Genomic DNA, 19,139 nt, shown 5'->3' on the forward strand with positions numbered 1-19,139 from the left:
TATGGACCATTCACGGGTTTGTCATATTTTATTGCAGAAAAAGCCCATTGACAGAAACCTGTGAACAAAATTGGGGCATGAAGACGTTACCAAGGGTGACAGCGTGGCACAGTCGTTCCGAGTAATCTGGCCTTACCCTCTGTGAGGGGCTTATTTCGAACATAAAAAAAACGGGTACCAAGGGGGTACCCGTCAAAAGACACCACTAAGGGGTTAGCGGTGTGCGCTACAACACTGTTTGGACGCCTCAGCTCTTCTTGCGGCTGCGGCGTTTTGGAGTCTCGGATTCAGAGGAAGTATGTACATCTTCCTCGGCTTTACTCAGAGCACTGGTAAGCTCATGAACCCGTTTCTCCAGCTCTTCGACTTCCCGCTTGTTGGGGAGCCCCAACCGGGACAGCGCCTTGTTCAGGCGATCGTCGAAGGCCTTCTCCATCTTGTCCATGGTCTCGCCGGTATGATGGCGAACCCGTTCCTTGATCTCTTCCACCCGGGACTCGGTTTTGTCCTTGGTGTGACGTTCCACTTCTCGGCCAGCTTCGACCAGGGCATCAAAAAAGCCACTACCCTCTTCCTCGGCCCGTGCGAACGCTCCCAGACCGGCAAGCCAGATCTGGTGGGTATACTTGCGAATGTCTCGTGAAGCCCCGCTAAGGGCCTTCAGCGGGCTAGGATTCCGCTCTTCTTTTTCATTCTGCTTATCGTCGGACATGATCCAGACTCCGAAGGTAATTCCACGAGCAGATGCAGCGCAGCAACAAGCAACGGCATCGACGCGATGGGGTAAATTATAGGGGGGTAGCAGAGCAGGTTTGCACGAGTTTGTCTGACAATTGCTCAATGATCGTTTATGTGATCAATTTCTCATCAGATCAGGCTATTGCCCATCCAGATCATCATTATCATCCGGCCGCCGATTGCCAATCAGGCCCATGCCCCGAGCCAGATCCCGGGCGCTGTTGCGGATCACTTCCCGAGAGCGGCCGGTAAGCAAATCGACAATCCGCTTCCTCAGGCGCTCTTCCAGCTGATTGGCGCCCTCTTCAAGACGGCGATCCACCTTGCGTTCAATTTTGGGCCCCAGATAAAAATGACCAATTAACCCCATCAGGGTCAGGGTCAGCAGAGAAGACGCTCCCGCCGCTGCAAACAGCAGCCACCCCAGAGTGGCTATATCTATCTGCAGCGTTTCCATCAGGCCGCTCCGAACATGAACAGCAGTTGCCCGACCCCGGCCATGGCCCCCAGGAAGCCGCCTACCACGATCAGAATCCACTCATCTTCCTGGAAGGCCGGTCGCAGCAAGTCCTGGAATTCTTCCGAGCTGAGCGCCTGCATCCGTTCAGCCATGAGCTTCTCGACAATCAGGCCCCGCTCTTTGTTGAAGCCCTGATCTTCAAAAGGCTCCACGGCAAGATCGACTGCTTTGTCTTCCACCGCCTTCTTGAGATCCGCATAACCCTCCGGGCCCACCGTCAACTGGGCAGCCGTACGCACCACGCCACCATTGAGCAGTGGTTTGAGATGGCGTTTGATCAGGGCCTTGGTGCGATCTCCACGGGGACCGTTAACCACCTGGTACATGATGTTGCGCAAGGTGATCACCTCATCCGTAGCAAGGCGAGCAAAGGATTCAGCCACATCCTTCTGCCGCTTCAGGAACAGTCCCTGAATGCGGAAAGGGCCGATTTTAACGGGATTGAGCGGTCGAAAAATCAGGTTCAGAGCCAGCCAGTTGGTGGCAATACCGACGATAAAGCCAAAGAACGGTAACACCCAGTTTTCAGGCACAAAGATGAATACCGGCACCTGGATCAGGCCGAACAGGAAACCGAAGTAGAAACCGGAATTGGTAATGAAACGAAATTCAGGATCACCCACTTCCTGGAACATCTGCACCATGAGCGCCTTGTCTTCGCTCATCTGGGTGATGACCATGTGCTTCATGTCCACCAAGCTGTCCAGATTGCGGCTGATGTCATCAACCACATTGTCCATGACCGCTGGAATTGCCCGGCGTGCGCGGGCGTAGACACGCTTGCGCACCAACAGAGGCAAATTCTCCCAGAGCACGGCATTGCGCTCGGTCATCACCTCATCGGTGTACTCTTCAATACGTAGCTGGATGGTGCGGGTGAGGTGGGCGGATATCTTTTCCGGCTCCATCTCGCGAAAAAACTCGTCCAGACTGCCCAGTTTGGAAAGGGCCTTGTCCACGACTATACCTGCCATCTTCTCGACCTTGGAGGGAATGATCCCCTGCCAGCCGAAGATTGGCCGAATACCAATGAATTCCAGTGGATAGAACGTCATTTTGACGGCCATCCAGTTGGTTATCCACCCTACGGCACCGGCGATGAAAGGTATACTGACGTACTTCCAGAAGTCCGGGTACGAAAGCAATGATTCCAGCATTGAAAAACAACTCCCCTCCAAGGGCTTGTGCACTGTAACGCGACAGTGCCAAGACAAACATATCCCGCTTTCGCCAATCCCGGTCTAAAAAGCCAATGTCGTTTTAAGGCAGCAACCTATCATGGGAGGTGCCCTTTATTATAAAAGTGCCTAGTATAGGTAGCTGGCACTCTAAATATAAGCAAGATAACGTAATTTTTGGCAACAAATCGGGATCCGAAGCGACAACGAGATCCCATTTCAGGACAGGATTTTCCCTCACTTATGCCTCAGACCGGTAGTTTCCCCCAGCTGATTGTGCTTGGTGGTTTGGAGAGCGCACTCAATCAGGCGCTCACCGGCAACCAGCCCGGCCGCGACAGATTAGCCGCCCTGCACGGCACTGTCGTGCGGATTCGTACTGAGCGCCCGCTCTGGGTGCTCTATGTGCTGATCTATGAAGATGGCGTGGAACTGCTAACCGACTACGAAGGCAACGTGGATATCCGTGTCCGGGGTCCTCTGGGAGCCATGGTCCACTGGTTGTTTGCCAGCGAGCCACTGACCGATCACGAATCCCTGCGCGTCACCGGCAGCGACAGGCAAATTGCCCAACTAGCCAACCTGATCGAGAATTTCAGCCTGTGGCCACTGGTTCGCAACTGGCTCGACGACCATGTCCGGCTCAAGGAGCTGCTCGACCTGCTGCGCCGTGAAGACCCGGTTTGGCTGGAGAAGCTGGCCACCCTGCCTCAGCAGGTCGGAGAACTGGCAGAACAGGTAGCTCGTCAGCAATTGATTCAGGAAGACATCCTCGAGGAACTGCGTCACCTGCGCGGAGAATTGCGACGAGCCCGCAAGCTGGACCAGTTCTTCAGCCTCACCGGCACCCTGCTGATTCTGCTGTCGCTACTCAAGGCGTCCTCCCTGTGGGAAACCACCTTGCATGCATTGCAGCAGGATGTGTTGTCCCTGGCCATGCTCAGCCTTGGCATTGCCTTCCTGCTGGCTCGACTACTCCCCGCCAGGGGCAGGCTGTAGCCGCCGAGCGATAAGCTGCGACGCAGGTTAGGCCAAAACGACCAGCCAGCAAGTTTCGAGCGCGCCAGCAACGCTCCCCGTAGGAGCTATGCTTGCCCACCCAGGGGATCTGCGACATGCGAACCGAGCGCAGCGAGGAGACAAAGGCCAAGGCCTATCGTTCTTTCTGAAACCTGTGGAGCGCTGAGATTCCTGATCGCCCTGCGGGCGATATCCTTGCTGCGCAAGGTTCGCGGTTCAAGCGCCGCTCCTACAGCAGCTTCGTAGATATCTCGGAACTTGCCCTATGCAATCAGACTAGCTCGTATTATCGATTCTTCTTCGGCGCGCCAAAAATTTGCCCCAGGCGTTCGCCGACCAGCTCCGCGCTGGAGCGGGCCAGGCTGCGACTGGCCCCTTCCAGCACATCCCGGGTGTCCAAATTGCGGACGCCATCCACCAGGCCGCGGCGCACCCCCTCTTCCACCCGCGAAGACAGCACCTGAGCAGCGTTTTCCACCTGCTCATCCAGCTCTTTCTGCATGCTGTCACGCAACCGCGGCTGAAAGTAGAAATGCCCCCACAGCGCTACCACTGCCAGTGTCATTGCCGAGCTCAACACCGCCGTGGCGATTACCCAGATTATCGACATGCCCTCACTCCTTTTCTCTATCCGCTCTAATTGGCTGATAAACAACCGGTTTTGGTAACAGAGCAAGACAATGTTGTTAAATAAAGTATGCGCGCAATGCCTGCCCAAAGGGAATTCATTAGAGTGAAAACCAAGGGAAAGGATACCCACTGTTAAGAGCCTGTACACGCTCCCACGAAAGGAACGTCATCTTAATGTGTGGCCCCGAGGTACCCAATGACTGCCGTGACAACCAGCAGCCGCGAAAGCAGCCATATCCAGCAGATGATTCACCAGGCGATGTCTCTCTGTCGGCGACATCAGCAGCCCCTCAGCATCCTCGCTATCCGATTTCAGGAGCTGGCATCCATCAAGGCGGATATCGGCGCCGAGCGAATTCAGCGCTTGCTTGCGAAGGTCCTGCACCAAATGCATACCACTAAACGTTGTGAGGACGGGCTGGTGAGCAGTCAGTCAGGGCAATCCCTGTTCGTGGTCTTGCCGGCCACCGCCGTGGACGGTGCCGTGGCAATGGCGCAGCGACTACAACAATGGTTCAGTAGCCAGGAATTCGAGCTGGATGAGTTCTGTATTTCCCTGCCAACACGCATCAGCGTTCACTGTGCCAGCCAGGAGGAAGAGGAAGGTGTGGTGCAATTGCTTAATCGGGCATTCAATACCCTGGAAAAGACGTCGGACACAGATCACATTGCATTGAGTGAGTCAGCAGGCAAACAACTGGACGCCCTGCAATCCGCACCGGAGGCAACTGACCAACTGTCTAGGCAACTGCTTGAGCTGGCCAATGGCGCCGACCAGGCCTCGCTCATGAAAGTGCTATCTCCTGCCCTATCCGTTCTGGATGAAGGTCTGAGACTACAGCTGGTAGATCAGTTACTGGAGGCTTCCACCCAAGCGAAGGCGATATAAGCAAAGGAGGCAATGGTTCCGCTGCGTTCAGCGCCCCCCTGCAAAGACCGCCACCTGCCCCAGTCATTCCTCAAAGAGTGCTCCTACGAGCCTGCCCCACCTCAGGGTTTGCGGGCAATAAACACAGCCCGGCGCGGCGCGGGATACCCTTCCCGGGTCAGAGCTGGGTCGTCCGCGTCCAGAAAATCCGGTAACGACTGGAACCGCATCCAGTCAGTGGCCCGCTGCTCCTCAACGGTAGTATTGCTCTCATCCACACAGCGGATATCCACAAAACCACAGCGTTGTAGCCAGCGTTCGAGCATGGCCACGGAAGGCAGGAAAAACACATTACGCATCGCCGCGTAACGGTCCTCGGGCATCAGCACGGTCTGTGCATCGCCTTCCACCACCAGGGTCTCCAGTACCAGCTCCCCCCCTTCGCTCAACACTGCTTTCAGTTCCAGCAAGTGGTCCAGCGGGGAACGGCGATGGTAGAGCACGCCCATGGAAAACACCGTATCGAAATTCTCCGTCTGCGTCGGCAGCTCTTCCATACGCAACGGCAGAAACCAGACCGGAGAGGAAGGCGCAAAGCGGCGCACCGCCAGGTACTGCACCAGAAACAGGATGGTCGGGTCGATTCCCACCACCTGCTCTGCTCCGGCCGCCGCCATTCGCCAGCAGTGGTAGCCGCTGCCACAGCCCACATCCAGCACCCGCCGTCCGGTCAGGGGTGACAAATGCGGCGCCACCCGCTGCCACTTCCAGTCAGAATGCCACTCGGTGTCGATCTGCACACCGAAGAAATCAAAGGGCCCCTTGCGCCAGGGAATCAGCCCCTCCAGAGCTGCCTTCACGTCCCCCGGATCAACGTCACCGGGCTTGCCGATGCGCAGGGCATCCGCCGCAAAATCACAGCCCGCCGGCCCCTCAGGCAGCGCGTTCAGCGCCGCCAGCCAACGGGGCAAATCACCATGGGGTTTGTCCAGCAGGCGCTCCCGACACAGGCCCATCAGCGTGTCCCGCTGGGGCTGGGCATAGAGTTCCCGAAGCGCGGTGTCGCACTGCTGCAGATAATCTTTCAGCATCAACGCACCGCCAGCAGAGAGATAAAATTGAAGCAGCGGAACCACACATGGATCTCCCGGTAACCGGCCTGACGCAGGCGTGCTTCGTGATCAGCCAGGGTTTCGGGTATCAGCACGTTCTCCAGCGCGGTGCGCTTCTGGCTGATCTCCAGATCTGAATAGCCATTGTTACGCTTGAAGGCATGGTGCAACTCGGTCTGCAGGGCGTTCTCCGCATCGTCCGCAAAGCGGATCTTCTCCGACAGCACCAGAATCCCGCCAGGCAAGGTGGCGTCGGCAAGACGTTGAATCAGGGCGTCGCGCTTGTCCGGGGCGATGAACTGCAAGGTGAAATTGAGCACCGCCATGGAACACGGTTCGAAATCCATGCTGGCTACATCTCCCTCCAGCAGACTGACCCGTTCGCTTTGCCCGGTTTCCGCAATCAGTGTGCCGGCCTGACGAATCATGGCCGCAGAATTATCCACGGCGATCAGCCGGTTGCCCTGATCTGCGGTCAATGTTGCCATGGCCGTGGTCGCGGCCCCCAGGGAGCAGCCTAGATCATAGAGACAGGTATCCGGCTGGGCGTAACGGGCGGCAAGAACCCCGATCATATCAATGATGGTGGGATAGCCGGGCACCGAACGGCGAATCATGTCCGGGAAGACACGCACCACGGTGTCATCGAACGAAAAACGGGTCACCTGCTGGTGCGCTGTGGCGTAAATACGGTCCTGCTGATCAGACATAGGGGTTCCGGTATCACAATGCGGGGCGAATTATAGCGGGTGATACCGGTAGGTAGGAATGCCTGACGCTAATCAGCGAAAGGCATGGCGTTCACGTCATCCGTTTCTCTTGTCCGACGCCGAACATTCAGCGTTTCGCTTAGTTCAGGCTGACCCGCAGGTTGGGGTTGAAGTCTTCGTCAGACAAGTCGCTCAGATAACTTTGCACAAAATCCTGCACGTCGCTGTCACCCTGCTCGCCAAGGCGCTGAAGGGCCTCTTTCAGGGGCAAGGTCTGCCCATGGAGCGCTACCCGGGAGGCGGTCAGATTCAGGCCCAGGTCAATCACTGCGTATTCCAGGTTCTCTGCCTGGCGGGCCAGCACCATCTTTTCCAGCACGCTGCTGCCATCCTGGCAGGATAAAGAGAGCACTTGCTCACCAGAGGTCAGCGCCAGCTCATCGCTTTCAATCAGATCATCGACCAAGGCGCCGAAAGCGCTCTCCTGGCTCGCCGCCAGACACAGCCGCTCGCTCATGCCGCTACTGATTTGTGCATGGGCCGGCAGGGCCAACACAGCAAACAGGACAAAAGACAAATAACGCATGTAGGAACCCTCTATCCCAAAACCCGAAAGACACAATCGTCGGAGCGGATTATACGAATTAAACACTACATAAGTTAACCACTCTCACACATAAAGATGGCAAAAAAGTGACGAAATGCAATGTTCCGGCTTCATACGGCAGTCATTAATCCTTCCTAGAGTCCCTAATCGAAACAGGCCTAAATATTGCTTAGGCTTCCATACAAGACCATTCACTCCACGGGAGACACCGGTATGCCCACTTTTCGCAAGCATGACTCCGCCAATGTCCTGACCTGCGGAGCACTGCTCCTGATGTTCTGTGGGGCGATGCTGGCTTTACAGGATGTGCAGTGGCTGCTGGTGAGCATGGCCAGTTTTCATGCCGGGGTGGTTTTGACAGCCGTAGCCCTGTGCTTGCATGGATGGCGGCGTCATCGGGCCTGGCGCCTGGAGTTCCTCATACTGGTGATACTGGGATTACTGGTGACACTGGCACCCTTGATGCCACTCCCCTTTCAGGATTTTCTCGAATACCTCACGCCTTGATCTCCAGATAGCGGGAAATGGCATCGCGCATAGCGGTCAGAGAAAGCGGTTTGATCAACTGGCCGTTCATCCCTGATCGCTGTACCCGACCTCCCAGCTCGGATACAGCATGGGCGCTCAGGGCCAGGATCTGACAAGGGGGCCAGTGTTCGCGTTCTTCACAATCGCGCATACGCCCGGCACTGGTGAAGCCGTCCATCACCGGCATGTCCAGGTCCATCAGTACCAGATCATAAGCACCAGCGGCTTCCTGGAACTTGTCCAGCGCACGGGCGCCATCCTCGGCAATATGAATCAGGCTGATACCCAGCCGCTCCAGATACCCCTTTGTCACCATCTGGTTCACCGGGTTGTCCTCCACCACCAGCACCCGCAGTGCGGCAACGGCTTCTTCCCCTTCCACCTGTGAAATAATCGGAATACTACTGGGCATCTGCCGACCCAGTAACTGTTTGAGTTCATTGACCGTGAGCACCGAACGTCGGAGCAATTGCACCTGTGGGGGCAGCCAGTCCGGAGCCTGAGAGCGCATCCCGGTAAGCAGCAGAATCTGCAGAGACACCTGACTGAGACGCACCAGCTGCAGGGTTTCCTCCAGCAGATCCCGGTCAGGCATACCGTTGATCAAAAGAACCCGAGCCCCTTCCAGTGACCCCAGCTCCGCCAGTTGCGAGCTGTTACTGACCCGGTGCACCGCCTTAAACCGCCGGTCCTCCAGCATCCAGTCAGCCAGGTTACCCTGCACATCCCACAACCAGGCCGGTGGCGCCTCCTGCTCCATCGTCGGCACGTCCCCTTTGTCCGCCGGCATCTGAACGCTGAAACTGAAACGGGCCCCCTTACCGGGAGCACTTTCCACATGAATGTCTCCGCCCATCAGCGCCACCAGTTCGCGGCTGATGGACAATCCCAACCCAGTGCCACCAAAGCGTTTCGCCGTATCCGCAGAGGCCTGGGCAAAATTCTGAAACAGCCGGGCCTGCTCTTCCTGACTGAGGCCAATGCCGGTATCGGTCACTGCAAAGCTGAACAAGGGTTGTTCCTGGCTCACCTGGCGATAGGCCAGAGACAATACCACTCTGCCGTTACGGGTAAATTTGACGGCATTGCCCAGCAGGTTGATCAACACCTGACGCAGCCGGGTCGGATCACCCACCACCCGGGAAGGGGTGCTGCTGTCGATATCGAGCAACACCAGGGAGCCGTTATCACTGGCGGGCAGATTGAACATCTGGGCGCACTCGGCCATCAGCAAAGGCAGGTCAAACTCTTCTTCCACCAGCTGCAATTTGCCGGCCTCTATCTTGGCGAAATCGAGCACATCGTTGATCAGCGCGGTGAGGGTGCGCCCGGCACTGTCGATCAGACTGATATATTCCTGCTGCCGGGGCGTGGGGTCGGTTTCACGTAACAACTCTGCAAGGCCGATCACCCCATTGAGGGGAGTCCGAATTTCGTGGCTCATGCGGGCAAGGAACTGCCCCTTGGCCAGACTTTCCGCACGAGCACTGATGGCCCGGGAATTGGAGCGGTAAACCAGCAGAGCCAACCCCAACACCAGGGCATACAGCAACAGCACCGCCAGCATCAGAAAAATGCTGCTTCGCAATTTCTCCTGACGAGTGTGCTCTACCAGCTGTACTGACAGCTCTACCAGACTGTCAGACAAGCCATCCAGGGACTGCATGGCGTGGCGGCTGCGATCGTAGGCCTGTTCCCAGCTTACCTGGACCCGGGGCGCCAGAATCAGCTCTTGTTCAGACCACAATAGAAACCGTTGCAGTTCGTCCTTCACCAGTCGCCACTGCTGATGCAGCTCCATGACGCCAGTCCTGGCGGACAGCGCCTTGATCTCGCTGTCGATAATCGAAAGCTGCTGCTGCAGTCGCTGCCAGGCATTTTCCAGACGACGGGCGTCGTTATCCCCCAGGTACCCACCGCGCTGGCTGACATAAAGCGCCAGGGCACGAATCAACCCGATGTCATTCTGCGCCTGACGAAACGAGCCCAGCGTCAGGGACAACACTTCATTGGGCTCCAACCCCTCCCCCACTGACATATCCGAAGCGATCAGTACTGAGGAAAGGGCATTGCCCAGACGCTGGGCAATGCGATTGACGTTATCGTAGGGGCCCGCCACGTCTTCCAGGGGAATCCCGGTTTTCACCGTCAGGCCAGACCAGGTTTCGCTGAGCAGGCCTGCCTGATCATTCAGGCCGGGTATATCCCGTTCACGCACCTGCTGCAGAAAGGCCTGTAGGCGGCTGTCCGCTCTCGCCGCGCTCAGTTCGAAGCGTGACACGATCTCCTGATGCTGGGTATGGATCATCACCGGAGCCAGGTCACGCATGTCGTCAAGGGGCGAAAAGGCAGCCAGGCCACTTTCGAACAGCCTGAGATCGCCTTGCATAGTCTTGTAACCCGACAGCAGATCCAGGCGGTGTTGAACCATCAGGAAAGACGCAATCGCAAAGGGGACTGTGATAATGGCAAACAGCAATGCCATTGCAACGCCAGTGCGCATACCGTTATGTGATGGTTTTTCCATCCGTCTTTCCCTGTAAAGGGTATCCTCATCGGGTATCTTGTATTGTGCCACCAGAAAATCGCCGCCACATCAGGGAAACCCGGAACACCTTGCCCCATGATGACAAAAATGAATGTAAAAGTTTGCTATCTGTTGCCGCTTATCCTCCTGCTGGGCCTGGTTTCCTGCGGCACACAGCCCGACCTTGAGCAGCCACCTACTGTCTTGAAGCTGCCAACACTCAGCACCGAATCCAGCGAAGAGCAACGCAGGCCGGTGACACCAACCGCCCAGGCCGTGGACCTGTCGCACTTTCAGGTTCCCCAGCACCTGGCCGGTCTGAAACTGGACGGGGAAATCAGAACCCAACGGGGCCGCACGCTGCATTATCGAAGCGAAGATAAAAAAGAGCAGTTATCGCTGACCCTTAGCGGGCTACCGACGGGCTGGGATAACATGCCGTCAGAGCGTGCTGTCGCCAGTCACTACAGCGAGGCACGACAAAGACGGGTGAACGAAGCCCTGCAAGACAGCGCTAATGCCCTGACGATCCTCAGCGAAACCTTGCTGGATCTGGAAGGCCAGCCCTCCGCCCAGGCACAAATGCGCTGGGTTGAAAGGGGAAAGCCAATCCAGAACCAGTCCCTACTGGTAACCCTGATCGATGGTTTTTACATCCGCATCAACAATGCCAGCTACCAGCAAAGTTCCCGGTGGCTGCTGCAGCAGGGCAAACGGGCGCTGGCCGAGTTCAAAGCAGCACAGAAAACAGTGGGCAGTTGACAGTTCGCGAGCCGGGTTTATCCATCACCGAAAGGCAAGAGGCCGCGACCGGAGCTTTGGGCGCGACCTCTTGCCTTTCAGAACCTGACGAGCCATACCGCAACACTGTTACCCCCTACCTTTAACCCAGCACTTATATCTCTGCATTTTCGGGTCTTATCACGATCGCGTTGAACGTCGCCAGCGAAACACCGGATAGCACAGCGGCTCCGGATCGGGTTTCGCTGCCAACTATCAACTGTCAACTGTCAACTACCTTTAGTGCCATCTGTTAATGGTGATTTCCGCAAGGTATCCTGCCATCCCTTCAGGCGCCAACGGCAGATCCGTCTCAGGTCGTGATGACAATCCCAACCTTCTCCCCCATCCAGCCGGCCACCGTTGACTGGCAAGAAACCACCCCGGTGGCGGTGGACTTTGACGACCCATATTTCTCCCGTCAGGACGGCATGGCAGAGAGTGATCATGTGTTTCTGCAGGGCAACCGGCTGCCGGAGCGCTTCCGGGCAATGGCCGCCGGCAGTATTTTCGTTATCGGTGAAACCGGCTTCGGTACCGGCCTGAATTGCCTGCTGGCCGCCCGGGATTTTCTGGAACACGCCCCGGACAGCGCCCGGCTACACCTGGTCTCCGTGGAAAAACACCCGCTACGCAAGGCAGATCTGGCCAGAGCCCTGGCCCACTGGCCTGCCCTGTGCTCGCTGGCGGAGAGGTTGCTGGCAGAGTATCCGGCACCAGCACCGGGCTTTCACCGTCTCCAGCTGCACCCGCGTGTGCAGCTGACGCTGCTCCATGGCGATGCCCTGGCTTTGTGGCCACAGTTCCACCACCCGGTGGATGCCTGGTTCCTGGATGGCTTTGCCCCGGCCCGCAACCCGGACATGTGGCAACCGGAACTGTTCGCCCAGCTGGCCAGACTGAGCCGCCCCGGCACCACCCTGGCCACCTTTACGGCCGCCGGTGTTGTCCGCCGTGGACTGGCCGAGGTCGGCTTTGCCATGCACAAGCGTGATGGTTTCGGCCACAAACGGCATATGCTGGTTGGCAAGATCGAAGGCCAGGAGGCCCACCCCGTATCGGCAACGGGCCACATCCTGGTGGTCGGTGCTGGCCTCGCCGGGGCCACCACCGCCCGAGCCCTGGCCGAGCGGGGCTGCCAGGTAACGGTGCTGGACCCGGATGGCATCGCCAACCATGCGTCCGGCAACCTGGCCGGGGTGGTCTACAGCACCCCCAGTGCCCACCTCACCCCGCAGAATCGCTTCTACCAGCAAAGCTACGGCCACGCCCTGCGCTGGTTACAACGACACAGATATCCAGCACACCCGGAAGACGGCAACCTGAACGGGGTGATCCAGCACTACGTGGATGAGCGCCAGCAAGACAAGCTGGAGCAGGCCATGACAACCGGGGCCTGGCCAAAGGAGCTGCTTCAGCCCCACGGCGATAATGCCGTGCAACTGCTCGGCGGTGGCTATCTGAGGCCGGCCCGCTGGTGCCAGCATCTGCTCAACCACCCTGCCATCAGCCAGGTGTCAGCCCGGGTGGTATCCCTGCAAGAAGGCGCTCCGGCCCGGGTAACCCTGGAGAACGGGGAAACACTCAGCGCCGATGCCGTGGTCCTGTGTACCGCCGGCCAAAGCCAGTCCCTGCCCGGCCTGGGCTGGCTACCACTCAAACACATTCGCGGCCAGGTGAGCTACTGTCAGGCCACCGATGCATCCCGACGCTGGCAACAGGCCCAATGCCATGGTGGTTACCTGACCCCGGTCCTGAAGGAGCTGCACTGTGTCGGCGCCACCTTCAAGCTCCACGAAGATCACACCCATGCCACCGACAGCGACGATGAGGAAAACCTGGCCCAGCTGAAGCACTACCTACCCGCCCTTTGGCAGGAGCTGGGGGGCGAGCACATCCAGATCGTTGACCGGCGTGTCGCATTCCGTTGTCAGAGCATCGATTTCCTGCCCCTGTGCGGCCCGTTGCCCGTAGCCACGGACAATCCCCATCGCCCGGCACAAGGGCTCTACCTGAATGTGGCCCACGGCAGCCGCGGCATTACCGGCACCCCCTTGTGTGCGGAGCTGATCGCCGAGATGATCTGTGGCCAGCCGCTGCCAACGGATCAGGAAATGATTGACGCCCTGGCCCCGGCCCGGTTTATCCTCCGCAAACGCAAAAAACAACCCGAGTGGATGCCATGACCCTAGTCAGCTTGCCGATTACCGCCCTTTACGCAGCCCTCAGCGGCTTCCTGATCATTGCCCTGGCCGCCAATGTGGTGCGCATGCGCCTGGGCAAGAAAGTCTCCCTGGGCGACGGTGGCCACAAGGATGTCAGCCGGGCCATCCGGGCTCACGGCAACACCATCGAATACATCCCCCTGGCACTGATCCTGATAGCCCTGCTGGAAATCAACGGCGGCGGCAGCACGGCTCTGCACATCTACGGCTCCCTGCTGGTAGGCGGTCGTATTCTCTACAGCTACGGCATGCTGATCCCCCGCAGCAGCGCCAACCTGGCCCGCCAGCTGGGCGTAGTCACCTCCTGGCTGGTAATCCTGGGTGCCGGGATTCAGCTGCTGGTGATTTAAAGACCTTTCCCGTAGGAGCGGCGCTTGAGCCGCGAAGGCGTTGGGGTAAGATTCCCAACGCCTTCGCGGCTCAAGCGCCGCTCCTACAGAGTAAACGCCTCAGCCACATTGGAGTCTTATGCCCATCATCGTCCCCTGGAAAGACCTGCCCGCAGACACCCTCACCAACCTGATCGAAGAGTTCGTCACCCGAGACGGCACCGATTACGGCGACCAGGAGATCCCCACTGCCACCAAGGTGGAACAGGTCCGCAATCAGCTAAAGAAACAGGAAGCGTTTGTGGTATTCGATGAGGTCACGGAGAGCGTGTCGGTGATGGGAAAGGAACAAACAAGAGACGTAATTGATAATTGAGAATGGATAATTGATAACTGCGCGATGCAGGCTAGCGAGTAACTGAAAGGCAAGAGGCCGCGCTCAAGTGATGGGCGCGGCCTCTTGCCTTTCAGTTTAAACCCCACGTTTTCCGCGACGTTATCAATTATCCATTCTCAATTATCAACTGCCCTCAAGCAATCGCCCCTTCCCGCGCCCACTCACAGCGCACTCTCAGGGGCGCCTCGGAAGGTTCGTGGCACACCTCCGCGCTGTCCCAGACGAAGGTGTGGAAGCCGGACAGCTCGGTTTCCAGGTGTACCACCGCATTCACCCAGTACATGTTCTTGAGCAGGGATTCGAACTTGGCGATCCAGTGCTCCCATTCGTACTCCACCGCCCGGTAAGACATGCCGAAATGGATCACCTGGGTCTGGAAGGTGCCGCCCATCAGGTCATCACCGGGCACAGAGAACATTTCCCGGCACAGGAATGGCCATTCATCGGCCTGAGGAAGTTGCCGGACAGCCCTACGGTTATGAAAACAGTGCGCCTTGCGCTCCTGGATGGAGCCAAACGGCAGATGTTTGATACACCCGTAAACGATGGATTCGTTATCCAAGCTGCCCCCTACTGCATGATTGCTAGCGGCACTTTAGCAAAACCCCGCCATTTTGTGCGCAACAGGACACCAAAACCTGCACCAGGTCCCACGTATACCGTTGGAGCTTTGCTCGCAAAGCGAAGAGGCGAACCTCCGTATACCTGACGCTTTCGCTTTGCGAGCAAAGCTCCAACGGTGGCCACCGCCTGAAATGAAAAACCATGCCACCCCGCAGGAAACGTAGGGTGGATTAGCCGCAGGCGTAATCCACATTTTCCCTACCGCCCGCAGCCGTTCATCTGCTGTTGATAGCGGTTGGCTGTATTGGCGGTGCGCTGTGCCGCGCCCTTCATCCATTTATTGTTTTTCCAGGTACCACGGGCATAGCCGCCGTGGCCGGCATAATAGTTGAGATACAGATTATAGGTGTCGTTGCGGGCGACGCCGTTTTTTCTATGGCTCTGGTAGTGGTACCAGCCCACAAAACGCACCGCGTCCTTGAACTTGTTGCGTTTGGCCCCGTGACGGCCAGTGTCATCCTGGTACCACTGCCAGGTGGAATCCAGGGCCTGAGGGTAACCATAGGCGGAGGACGGTCGCTTCCAGGGGATAAACCCCAGCAGCTTGGTGCGGGGCGGCTTGGCCCGGGCCTGAAACCCGGACTCCTTGTAGATTGTCGCCATCAACACAGGAACCGGCACGCCGTATTCCTTTTCCGTGTTTTTGGCGTACTTGTACCAGTTGTTGAACCAGCCACCCCGCTGGTCAAACACCGCGCAGACATTGTCTGTCTGGGTGGGTGTGCCAGCACAGCCACCCAGAAGCAGTGTCGCCAGCAGCAGGGTCAGGCCAATTCTCATAAAGCTCCCGGATCAATGCCGTGTTGTTCGAATACGGACAGTAGCGCGGCCTCATCACAGACCTCAACCCCCAGGGACTCCGCCTTGGCAAGCTTGGAGCCAGCGGCAGCGCCGGCCACTACCATGGATGTATTCTTCGACACCGAACCGGACACTTTGGCTCCCAACTGCTGCAAGCCCTGCTTTGCCTGGTCACGGGTGAATTGTTCCAGCGTGCCGGTAAGCACCCAGGTCTGCCCTTCCAGGGGGCGACTTTCCGCCTGGGCCGGTGCACGGGCGGCAAGCTCGGCCACCATGGCTTCGGCGTCCTGCAACCGGGCCAGCCAGCCGTTATCCGCCAATGCCTTGGCCAGCTGCGTCATCACACCGGAGCGCACGCCTTTAGGTTCTGCACCGGCCCCTTCCGCGGCCCCCGCACTCAGCTCTGCAACGCTGCGATAATGGTTGCCCAGAGTTTCCAGTGACTTGTCACCGATGCCCTCAAGGTTCATGCCCAGCCGCTTGGCGGATTTCAGTAACTGCGCCAATGTCAGGCTGTTCACAAAAGCCGCTGACGGTTCACCACTGGACTGCGGGTTCACCCCGGCGGCCAGCAGCCCATCAATCACCGCCTCGTTATCTGCTTCGGCAAAGAAGGCACCAATGGCCTTGGCCACTTCCATGCCCACATCCGGCACCGCCAGCAGCAATAACAGCGGGGCTCGACGAATCGTGTCCAGGTCGCCAAAACAATCCGCCAGGCTTTTCGCCGTTTCCTCACCAATCTGCAAAATGCCCAGGGCAAACAGGAAACGCCCAAGTGCCACCGACTTGGAATCCTCCAGCGCGGCGATCAGGTTATCGGCGGACTTTTCCCCCATGCGCTCAAGACCCGCCACCTGCTCCGACTGTAACCGGTACAGATCGGCCACGGTGGAAATGAGTTCCTGATCCACCAGGGCATCCACCAGCTTGTCGCCCAGGCCATCGATATCCATGGCCCGGCGCGAGGCAAAATGCTTGATCGCCTCACGTTGCTGGGCACCGCAGATCAGGCCGCCGGTACAACGGGCCACCACCTGGTCATCGCCGCGCAGGATCTCGCTGCCACAGACCGGGCAAGAGGGAGGCAGGGAAATATCCTTGGCATCCGCCGGACGCCGTTCCGGCAGCGCCCGCACCACCTTGGGAATCACATCCCCGGCCCGGTACACCACCACGGTGTCGCCGATGCGGATGTCCAGCCGCTGGATTTCGTCGATGTTGTGCAGGGTGGCGTTACTCACAGTGACCCCGCCCACCTGTACCGGTTCCAGCCTCGCCACCGGGGTCAGGGCACCGGTTCGCCCCACCTGCCAGTCCACGCCGTTGAGTACAGTAAGCTCTTCCTGGGCAGGAAACTTGTGGGCGATGGCCCAGCGCGGCGCCCGGCTGACAAAGCCCAGGTCCCGCTGCCAGTCGAACCGATTGACCTTGTAGACCACCCCATCGATGTCGTAACCGAGGCGGTCACGCTTTTCCAGAATACCGTGGTAGAAATCCAGCAATGCCTCGACCCCTGCACACACACGCACTTCCGGATTGACCCGCAGGTTCCAGCTGCGCAGGGCATCGAGCATGTCTGAATGGGTAGCCGGTTCGGGCACGCCTTCCAGTTGCGCCATGGAATAGGCGTAGAACTCCAGCGGCCGGCTGGCAGTGATCCGCGAATCCAGTTGTCGCAGGCTGCCGGCAGCGGCATTGCGGGGGTTGGCGAAGACCTTCTGCTCCGCTTCCTCCTGACGGGCATTCAACGCCGCAAAGCCCTCATGGGGCATCACGACTTCGCCCCGTACCTCAAGCCGCGACGGCACCTTGTCACCCCGTAGGGTCAAAGGCACAGAACGGATGGTGCGGGCATTAACGGTGATATTCTCGCCGGTCTGGCCATCGCCACGAGTTGCCGCCCGAACCAGTTCGCCGTCCAGGTACAACAGGGAAATCGCCAGCCCGTCCAGCTTGGGCTCGGCCACATAATCCACGGCGTCCGACACATCCAGTCGCTCACGCACTCGCTTGTCGAAGGCACGCAACTCGTCATCATCAAAGGCATTGTCCAGGCTGAGCATGGGCACTTCGTGCTGCACCTGATCGAACGCCTCCAACGGCACATCCCCCACCCGCTGGGTGGGGGAATCCGCAGACACCAACGACGGATGCGCCGCCTCCAGGGCCTGCAATTCGCGGTATATACGATCGTACTCCGCATCCGGCACGGCCGGATCATCGAGCACGTAATAGCGATAGGACCAGTCGTTAAGCTGATCGCGGAGGTGTTGGGTTTTCTGAATGATGTCTTGGGAAGGCTGGCTCACGGGACGGGGATTTCCTGTGTCTTAATCTTCTTTAGGGGGCTGCTTGAGACGCGAACCGGCGCTGTATCGGTGTTGTCTTCTTTCCACCGGTTCGCGCCTCAAGCGGCGCTCCTACGGTGCCGAAATAGATGTAGGGTGCACTGAGCCTAGGCGAAATGCACCAATCAAAGGCCGGAACGGTGCAGTTCGCTTAGGCTCAGTGCACCCTACGTTCCAGCCCGCAACGGTGCGGCTTTTCCTGGCAGCTAGCAGCTCGAAGCTAGTCGCTGCTTTTTACGCGCTCGGCACTCGCTGACGACGTTCGAATTCCTGCACCCGCTGGCGTAAATGCTCCATGGTCTGCGGGGTCAGCACACTGTGCTGTTCGTCTTTCAGGTCACCATCCAGCTCACTGGCCAGGCGGCGGCAGATGGACAGCATCTTGTCCAGCGCACCCAGAGCGTCCGTGGCACCCGGCAGTTTCAGGAAGAAGGTCACACCGGCAAAGGTCTTTTCTTCCATGGTGTCTAGGTCGAAGGTGCCCGGCTCTACCGCATTGGCCATGGAAAACTGCAGCTCATCGCGCCCATCCAGAGCCACATGCCGATGGAAGATGTTCATCTGCCCGTAACGCAGGCCGGATTCCAGCAGCAATCGCAGCAGATGGTTACCGGCAAAGGGCGCTCCACGCTGGGCGATCAGGTGCACCACGATCACTTCCAGCACCGGCTGGGGTTCACGGTGGCGTTCCGTCTTTCTTTCCGGCTGTCGCTCAGCCGGTTTCTTCTCGGCAGCCCGTTGCTCCACTACCGGTTTCGGCGGCTCGCGGGGCGGTTCCGGTTGTTTCGGCGGTTCCCGGTATGCTGTGGGCTCGTCCACCGGCTCGGGCTCCCTGTCACCGTCGAACAGGTTCTGCTGTTCGGCAGTGGGGATCTCCTCGGTAACGGCTTCGTCCGGCTCCATCATGGTGGGCGGCGCGTCAGCCCGCTCCTGCGAGTCCATTTCCATGGCCCGACGTACCACACGGGCGGTACCGATCAACTCCGGGTTGTAATCGCTTTTCTCGGGTTCGTCTTCCTGAGCATCCCGGTAACGCGGGTCGATACGCATACGCAGCCGACCCTGCCGTTCCTTGATCATGCGACGGACACCGTCCGCCAGGATCAGCAGGATCAGAATAACCAGAATGCCAATCAATGTTTCCAGATTCAGGCCCATTGCCTCATCTTCCTTGCTTGCGCTGAAGTGCCACCA

19 protein-coding genes are annotated in these 19,139 nt (G+C 58.5%); 7 read left to right on the plus strand and 12 right to left on the minus strand.

Going from position 1 to position 19,139, the window contains the following annotated elements; all coding sequences use genetic code 11:
- Positions 1–247: 247 nt before the first annotated feature.
- The 3 genes from ACMG4M_RS11160 to ACMG4M_RS11170 all read right to left on the minus strand — a co-directional run bounded on the left by ACMG4M_RS11160 (position 248) and on the right by ACMG4M_RS11170 (position 2,415).
- Positions 248–712 (minus strand): phasin family protein, encoded by a 465-nt coding sequence (locus tag ACMG4M_RS11160; RefSeq protein ID WP_035247100.1) that lies wholly within the window; start codon positions 710–712, stop codon positions 248–250.
- Between the two features lie 165 nt (positions 713–877).
- A complete protein-coding gene (locus ACMG4M_RS11165; RefSeq protein ID WP_035247097.1) occupies positions 878–1,195 on the minus strand; it encodes a hypothetical protein in 318 nt (105 codons plus the stop codon).
- Positions 1,195–2,415, minus strand: a complete 1,221-nt coding sequence (locus ACMG4M_RS11170) for a DUF445 domain-containing protein (protein WP_035247094.1) — start codon at positions 2,413–2,415, stop codon at positions 1,195–1,197. Before ACMG4M_RS11170 ends, ACMG4M_RS11165 begins: the two co-directional genes overlap by 1 nt.
- Positions 2,416–2,679: 264 nt before the next feature.
- Here ACMG4M_RS11170 and ACMG4M_RS11175 point away from each other — a divergent pair, with 264 nt between their 5' ends.
- Positions 2,680–3,435 carry a hypothetical protein gene (locus tag ACMG4M_RS11175; RefSeq protein ID WP_272975756.1) on the plus strand — a complete coding sequence of 252 codons (756 nt, stop codon included), beginning with the start codon at positions 2,680–2,682 and terminating at the stop codon, positions 3,433–3,435.
- Between the two features lie 307 nt (positions 3,436–3,742).
- On the opposite strand, the gene ACMG4M_RS11180 is transcribed toward ACMG4M_RS11175, so the two are convergent.
- Positions 3,743–4,066: a hypothetical protein gene (locus ACMG4M_RS11180; RefSeq protein WP_035247090.1), complete on the minus strand. Its 324-nt coding sequence runs from the start codon at positions 4,064–4,066 to the stop codon at positions 3,743–3,745.
- 216 nt (positions 4,067–4,282) lie between these two features.
- Here ACMG4M_RS11180 and ACMG4M_RS11185 point away from each other — a divergent pair, with 216 nt between their 5' ends.
- Positions 4,283–4,975 carry a diguanylate cyclase gene (locus tag ACMG4M_RS11185; RefSeq protein ID WP_272962902.1) on the plus strand — a complete coding sequence of 231 codons (693 nt, stop codon included), beginning with the start codon at positions 4,283–4,285 and terminating at the stop codon, positions 4,973–4,975.
- A gap of 101 nt (positions 4,976–5,076) precedes the next feature.
- On the opposite strand, the gene cmoB is transcribed toward ACMG4M_RS11185, so the two are convergent.
- From cmoB to ACMG4M_RS11200, 3 genes are all read right to left on the minus strand, one after another.
- Entirely contained in the window at positions 5,077–6,045 is a 969-nt protein-coding gene (gene cmoB, locus ACMG4M_RS11190) for a tRNA 5-methoxyuridine(34)/uridine 5-oxyacetic acid(34) synthase CmoB (protein ID WP_035247085.1), read from the minus strand.
- Positions 6,045–6,776, minus strand: a complete 732-nt coding sequence (cmoA, locus tag ACMG4M_RS11195) for a carboxy-S-adenosyl-L-methionine synthase CmoA (RefSeq protein ID WP_035247082.1) — start codon at positions 6,774–6,776, stop codon at positions 6,045–6,047. The genes cmoB and cmoA overlap by 1 nt, the downstream gene beginning before the upstream one ends.
- A gap of 139 nt (positions 6,777–6,915) precedes the next feature.
- Complete coding sequence (locus tag ACMG4M_RS11200; RefSeq protein WP_035247079.1) at positions 6,916–7,362, minus strand: hypothetical protein; 447 nt, start codon at positions 7,360–7,362, stop codon at positions 6,916–6,918.
- A 234-nt stretch (positions 7,363–7,596) separates the two neighbouring features.
- Here ACMG4M_RS11200 and ACMG4M_RS11205 point away from each other — a divergent pair, with 234 nt between their 5' ends.
- Entirely contained in the window at positions 7,597–7,890 is a 294-nt protein-coding gene (locus ACMG4M_RS11205; RefSeq protein ID WP_035247076.1) for a hypothetical protein, read from the plus strand.
- On the opposite strand, the gene ACMG4M_RS11210 is transcribed toward ACMG4M_RS11205, so the two are convergent.
- Positions 7,880–10,438: an ATP-binding protein gene (locus ACMG4M_RS11210; protein ID WP_272975750.1), complete on the minus strand. Its 2,559-nt coding sequence runs from the start codon at positions 10,436–10,438 to the stop codon at positions 7,880–7,882. The genes ACMG4M_RS11205 and ACMG4M_RS11210 overlap by 11 nt on opposite strands.
- A 108-nt stretch (positions 10,439–10,546) precedes the next feature.
- On the opposite strand from ACMG4M_RS11210, the gene ACMG4M_RS11215 reads away from it, so the two are divergent.
- The 4 genes from ACMG4M_RS11215 (at position 10,547) to ACMG4M_RS11230 (ending at position 14,148) form a co-directional block, all read left to right on the plus strand.
- Positions 10,547–11,200 (plus strand): hypothetical protein, encoded by a 654-nt coding sequence (locus ACMG4M_RS11215; protein ID WP_414429994.1) that lies wholly within the window; start codon positions 10,547–10,549, stop codon positions 11,198–11,200.
- Between the two features lie 341 nt (positions 11,201–11,541).
- Entirely contained in the window at positions 11,542–13,404 is a 1,863-nt protein-coding gene (gene mnmC / locus ACMG4M_RS11220) for a bifunctional tRNA (5-methylaminomethyl-2-thiouridine)(34)-methyltransferase MnmD/FAD-dependent 5-carboxymethylaminomethyl-2-thiouridine(34) oxidoreductase MnmC (RefSeq protein ID WP_414429995.1), read from the plus strand.
- On the plus strand, positions 13,401–13,793 hold the full coding sequence (locus ACMG4M_RS11225; protein ID WP_414429997.1) for an MAPEG family protein: 393 nt from the start codon (positions 13,401–13,403) through the stop codon (positions 13,791–13,793). The genes mnmC and ACMG4M_RS11225 overlap by 4 nt, the downstream gene beginning before the upstream one ends.
- Positions 13,794–13,911: 118 nt before the next feature.
- Positions 13,912–14,148, plus strand: a complete 237-nt coding sequence (locus ACMG4M_RS11230; RefSeq protein WP_035247064.1) for a YheU family protein — start codon at positions 13,912–13,914, stop codon at positions 14,146–14,148.
- Between the two features lie 154 nt (positions 14,149–14,302).
- On the opposite strand, the gene ACMG4M_RS11235 is transcribed toward ACMG4M_RS11230, so the two are convergent.
- The 4 genes from ACMG4M_RS11235 to zipA form a co-directional block, all read right to left on the minus strand.
- Positions 14,303–14,731: a hypothetical protein gene (locus tag ACMG4M_RS11235; protein WP_035247061.1), complete on the minus strand. Its 429-nt coding sequence runs from the start codon at positions 14,729–14,731 to the stop codon at positions 14,303–14,305.
- A gap of 260 nt (positions 14,732–14,991) precedes the next feature.
- Complete coding sequence (locus ACMG4M_RS11240) at positions 14,992–15,573, minus strand: membrane protein (RefSeq protein WP_035247058.1); 582 nt, start codon at positions 15,571–15,573, stop codon at positions 14,992–14,994.
- The gene (gene ligA, locus ACMG4M_RS11245; protein ID WP_339841895.1) at positions 15,570–17,906 is read right to left on the minus strand and encodes an NAD-dependent DNA ligase LigA; all 2,337 of its coding nucleotides are present in this window, start codon (positions 17,904–17,906) and stop codon (positions 15,570–15,572) included. The genes ACMG4M_RS11240 and ligA overlap by 4 nt, the downstream gene beginning before the upstream one ends.
- 273 nt (positions 17,907–18,179) lie before the next feature.
- Positions 18,180–19,103 (minus strand): cell division protein ZipA, encoded by a 924-nt coding sequence (zipA, locus tag ACMG4M_RS11250; RefSeq protein ID WP_035247055.1) that lies wholly within the window; start codon positions 19,101–19,103, stop codon positions 18,180–18,182.
- Positions 19,104–19,139: the final 36 nt, after the last annotated feature.

The organism is Alcanivorax sp. IL3 (assembly GCF_047495465.1).
Taxonomy (GTDB): Bacteria; Pseudomonadota; Gammaproteobacteria; order Pseudomonadales; family Alcanivoracaceae; genus Alcanivorax; species Alcanivorax jadensis.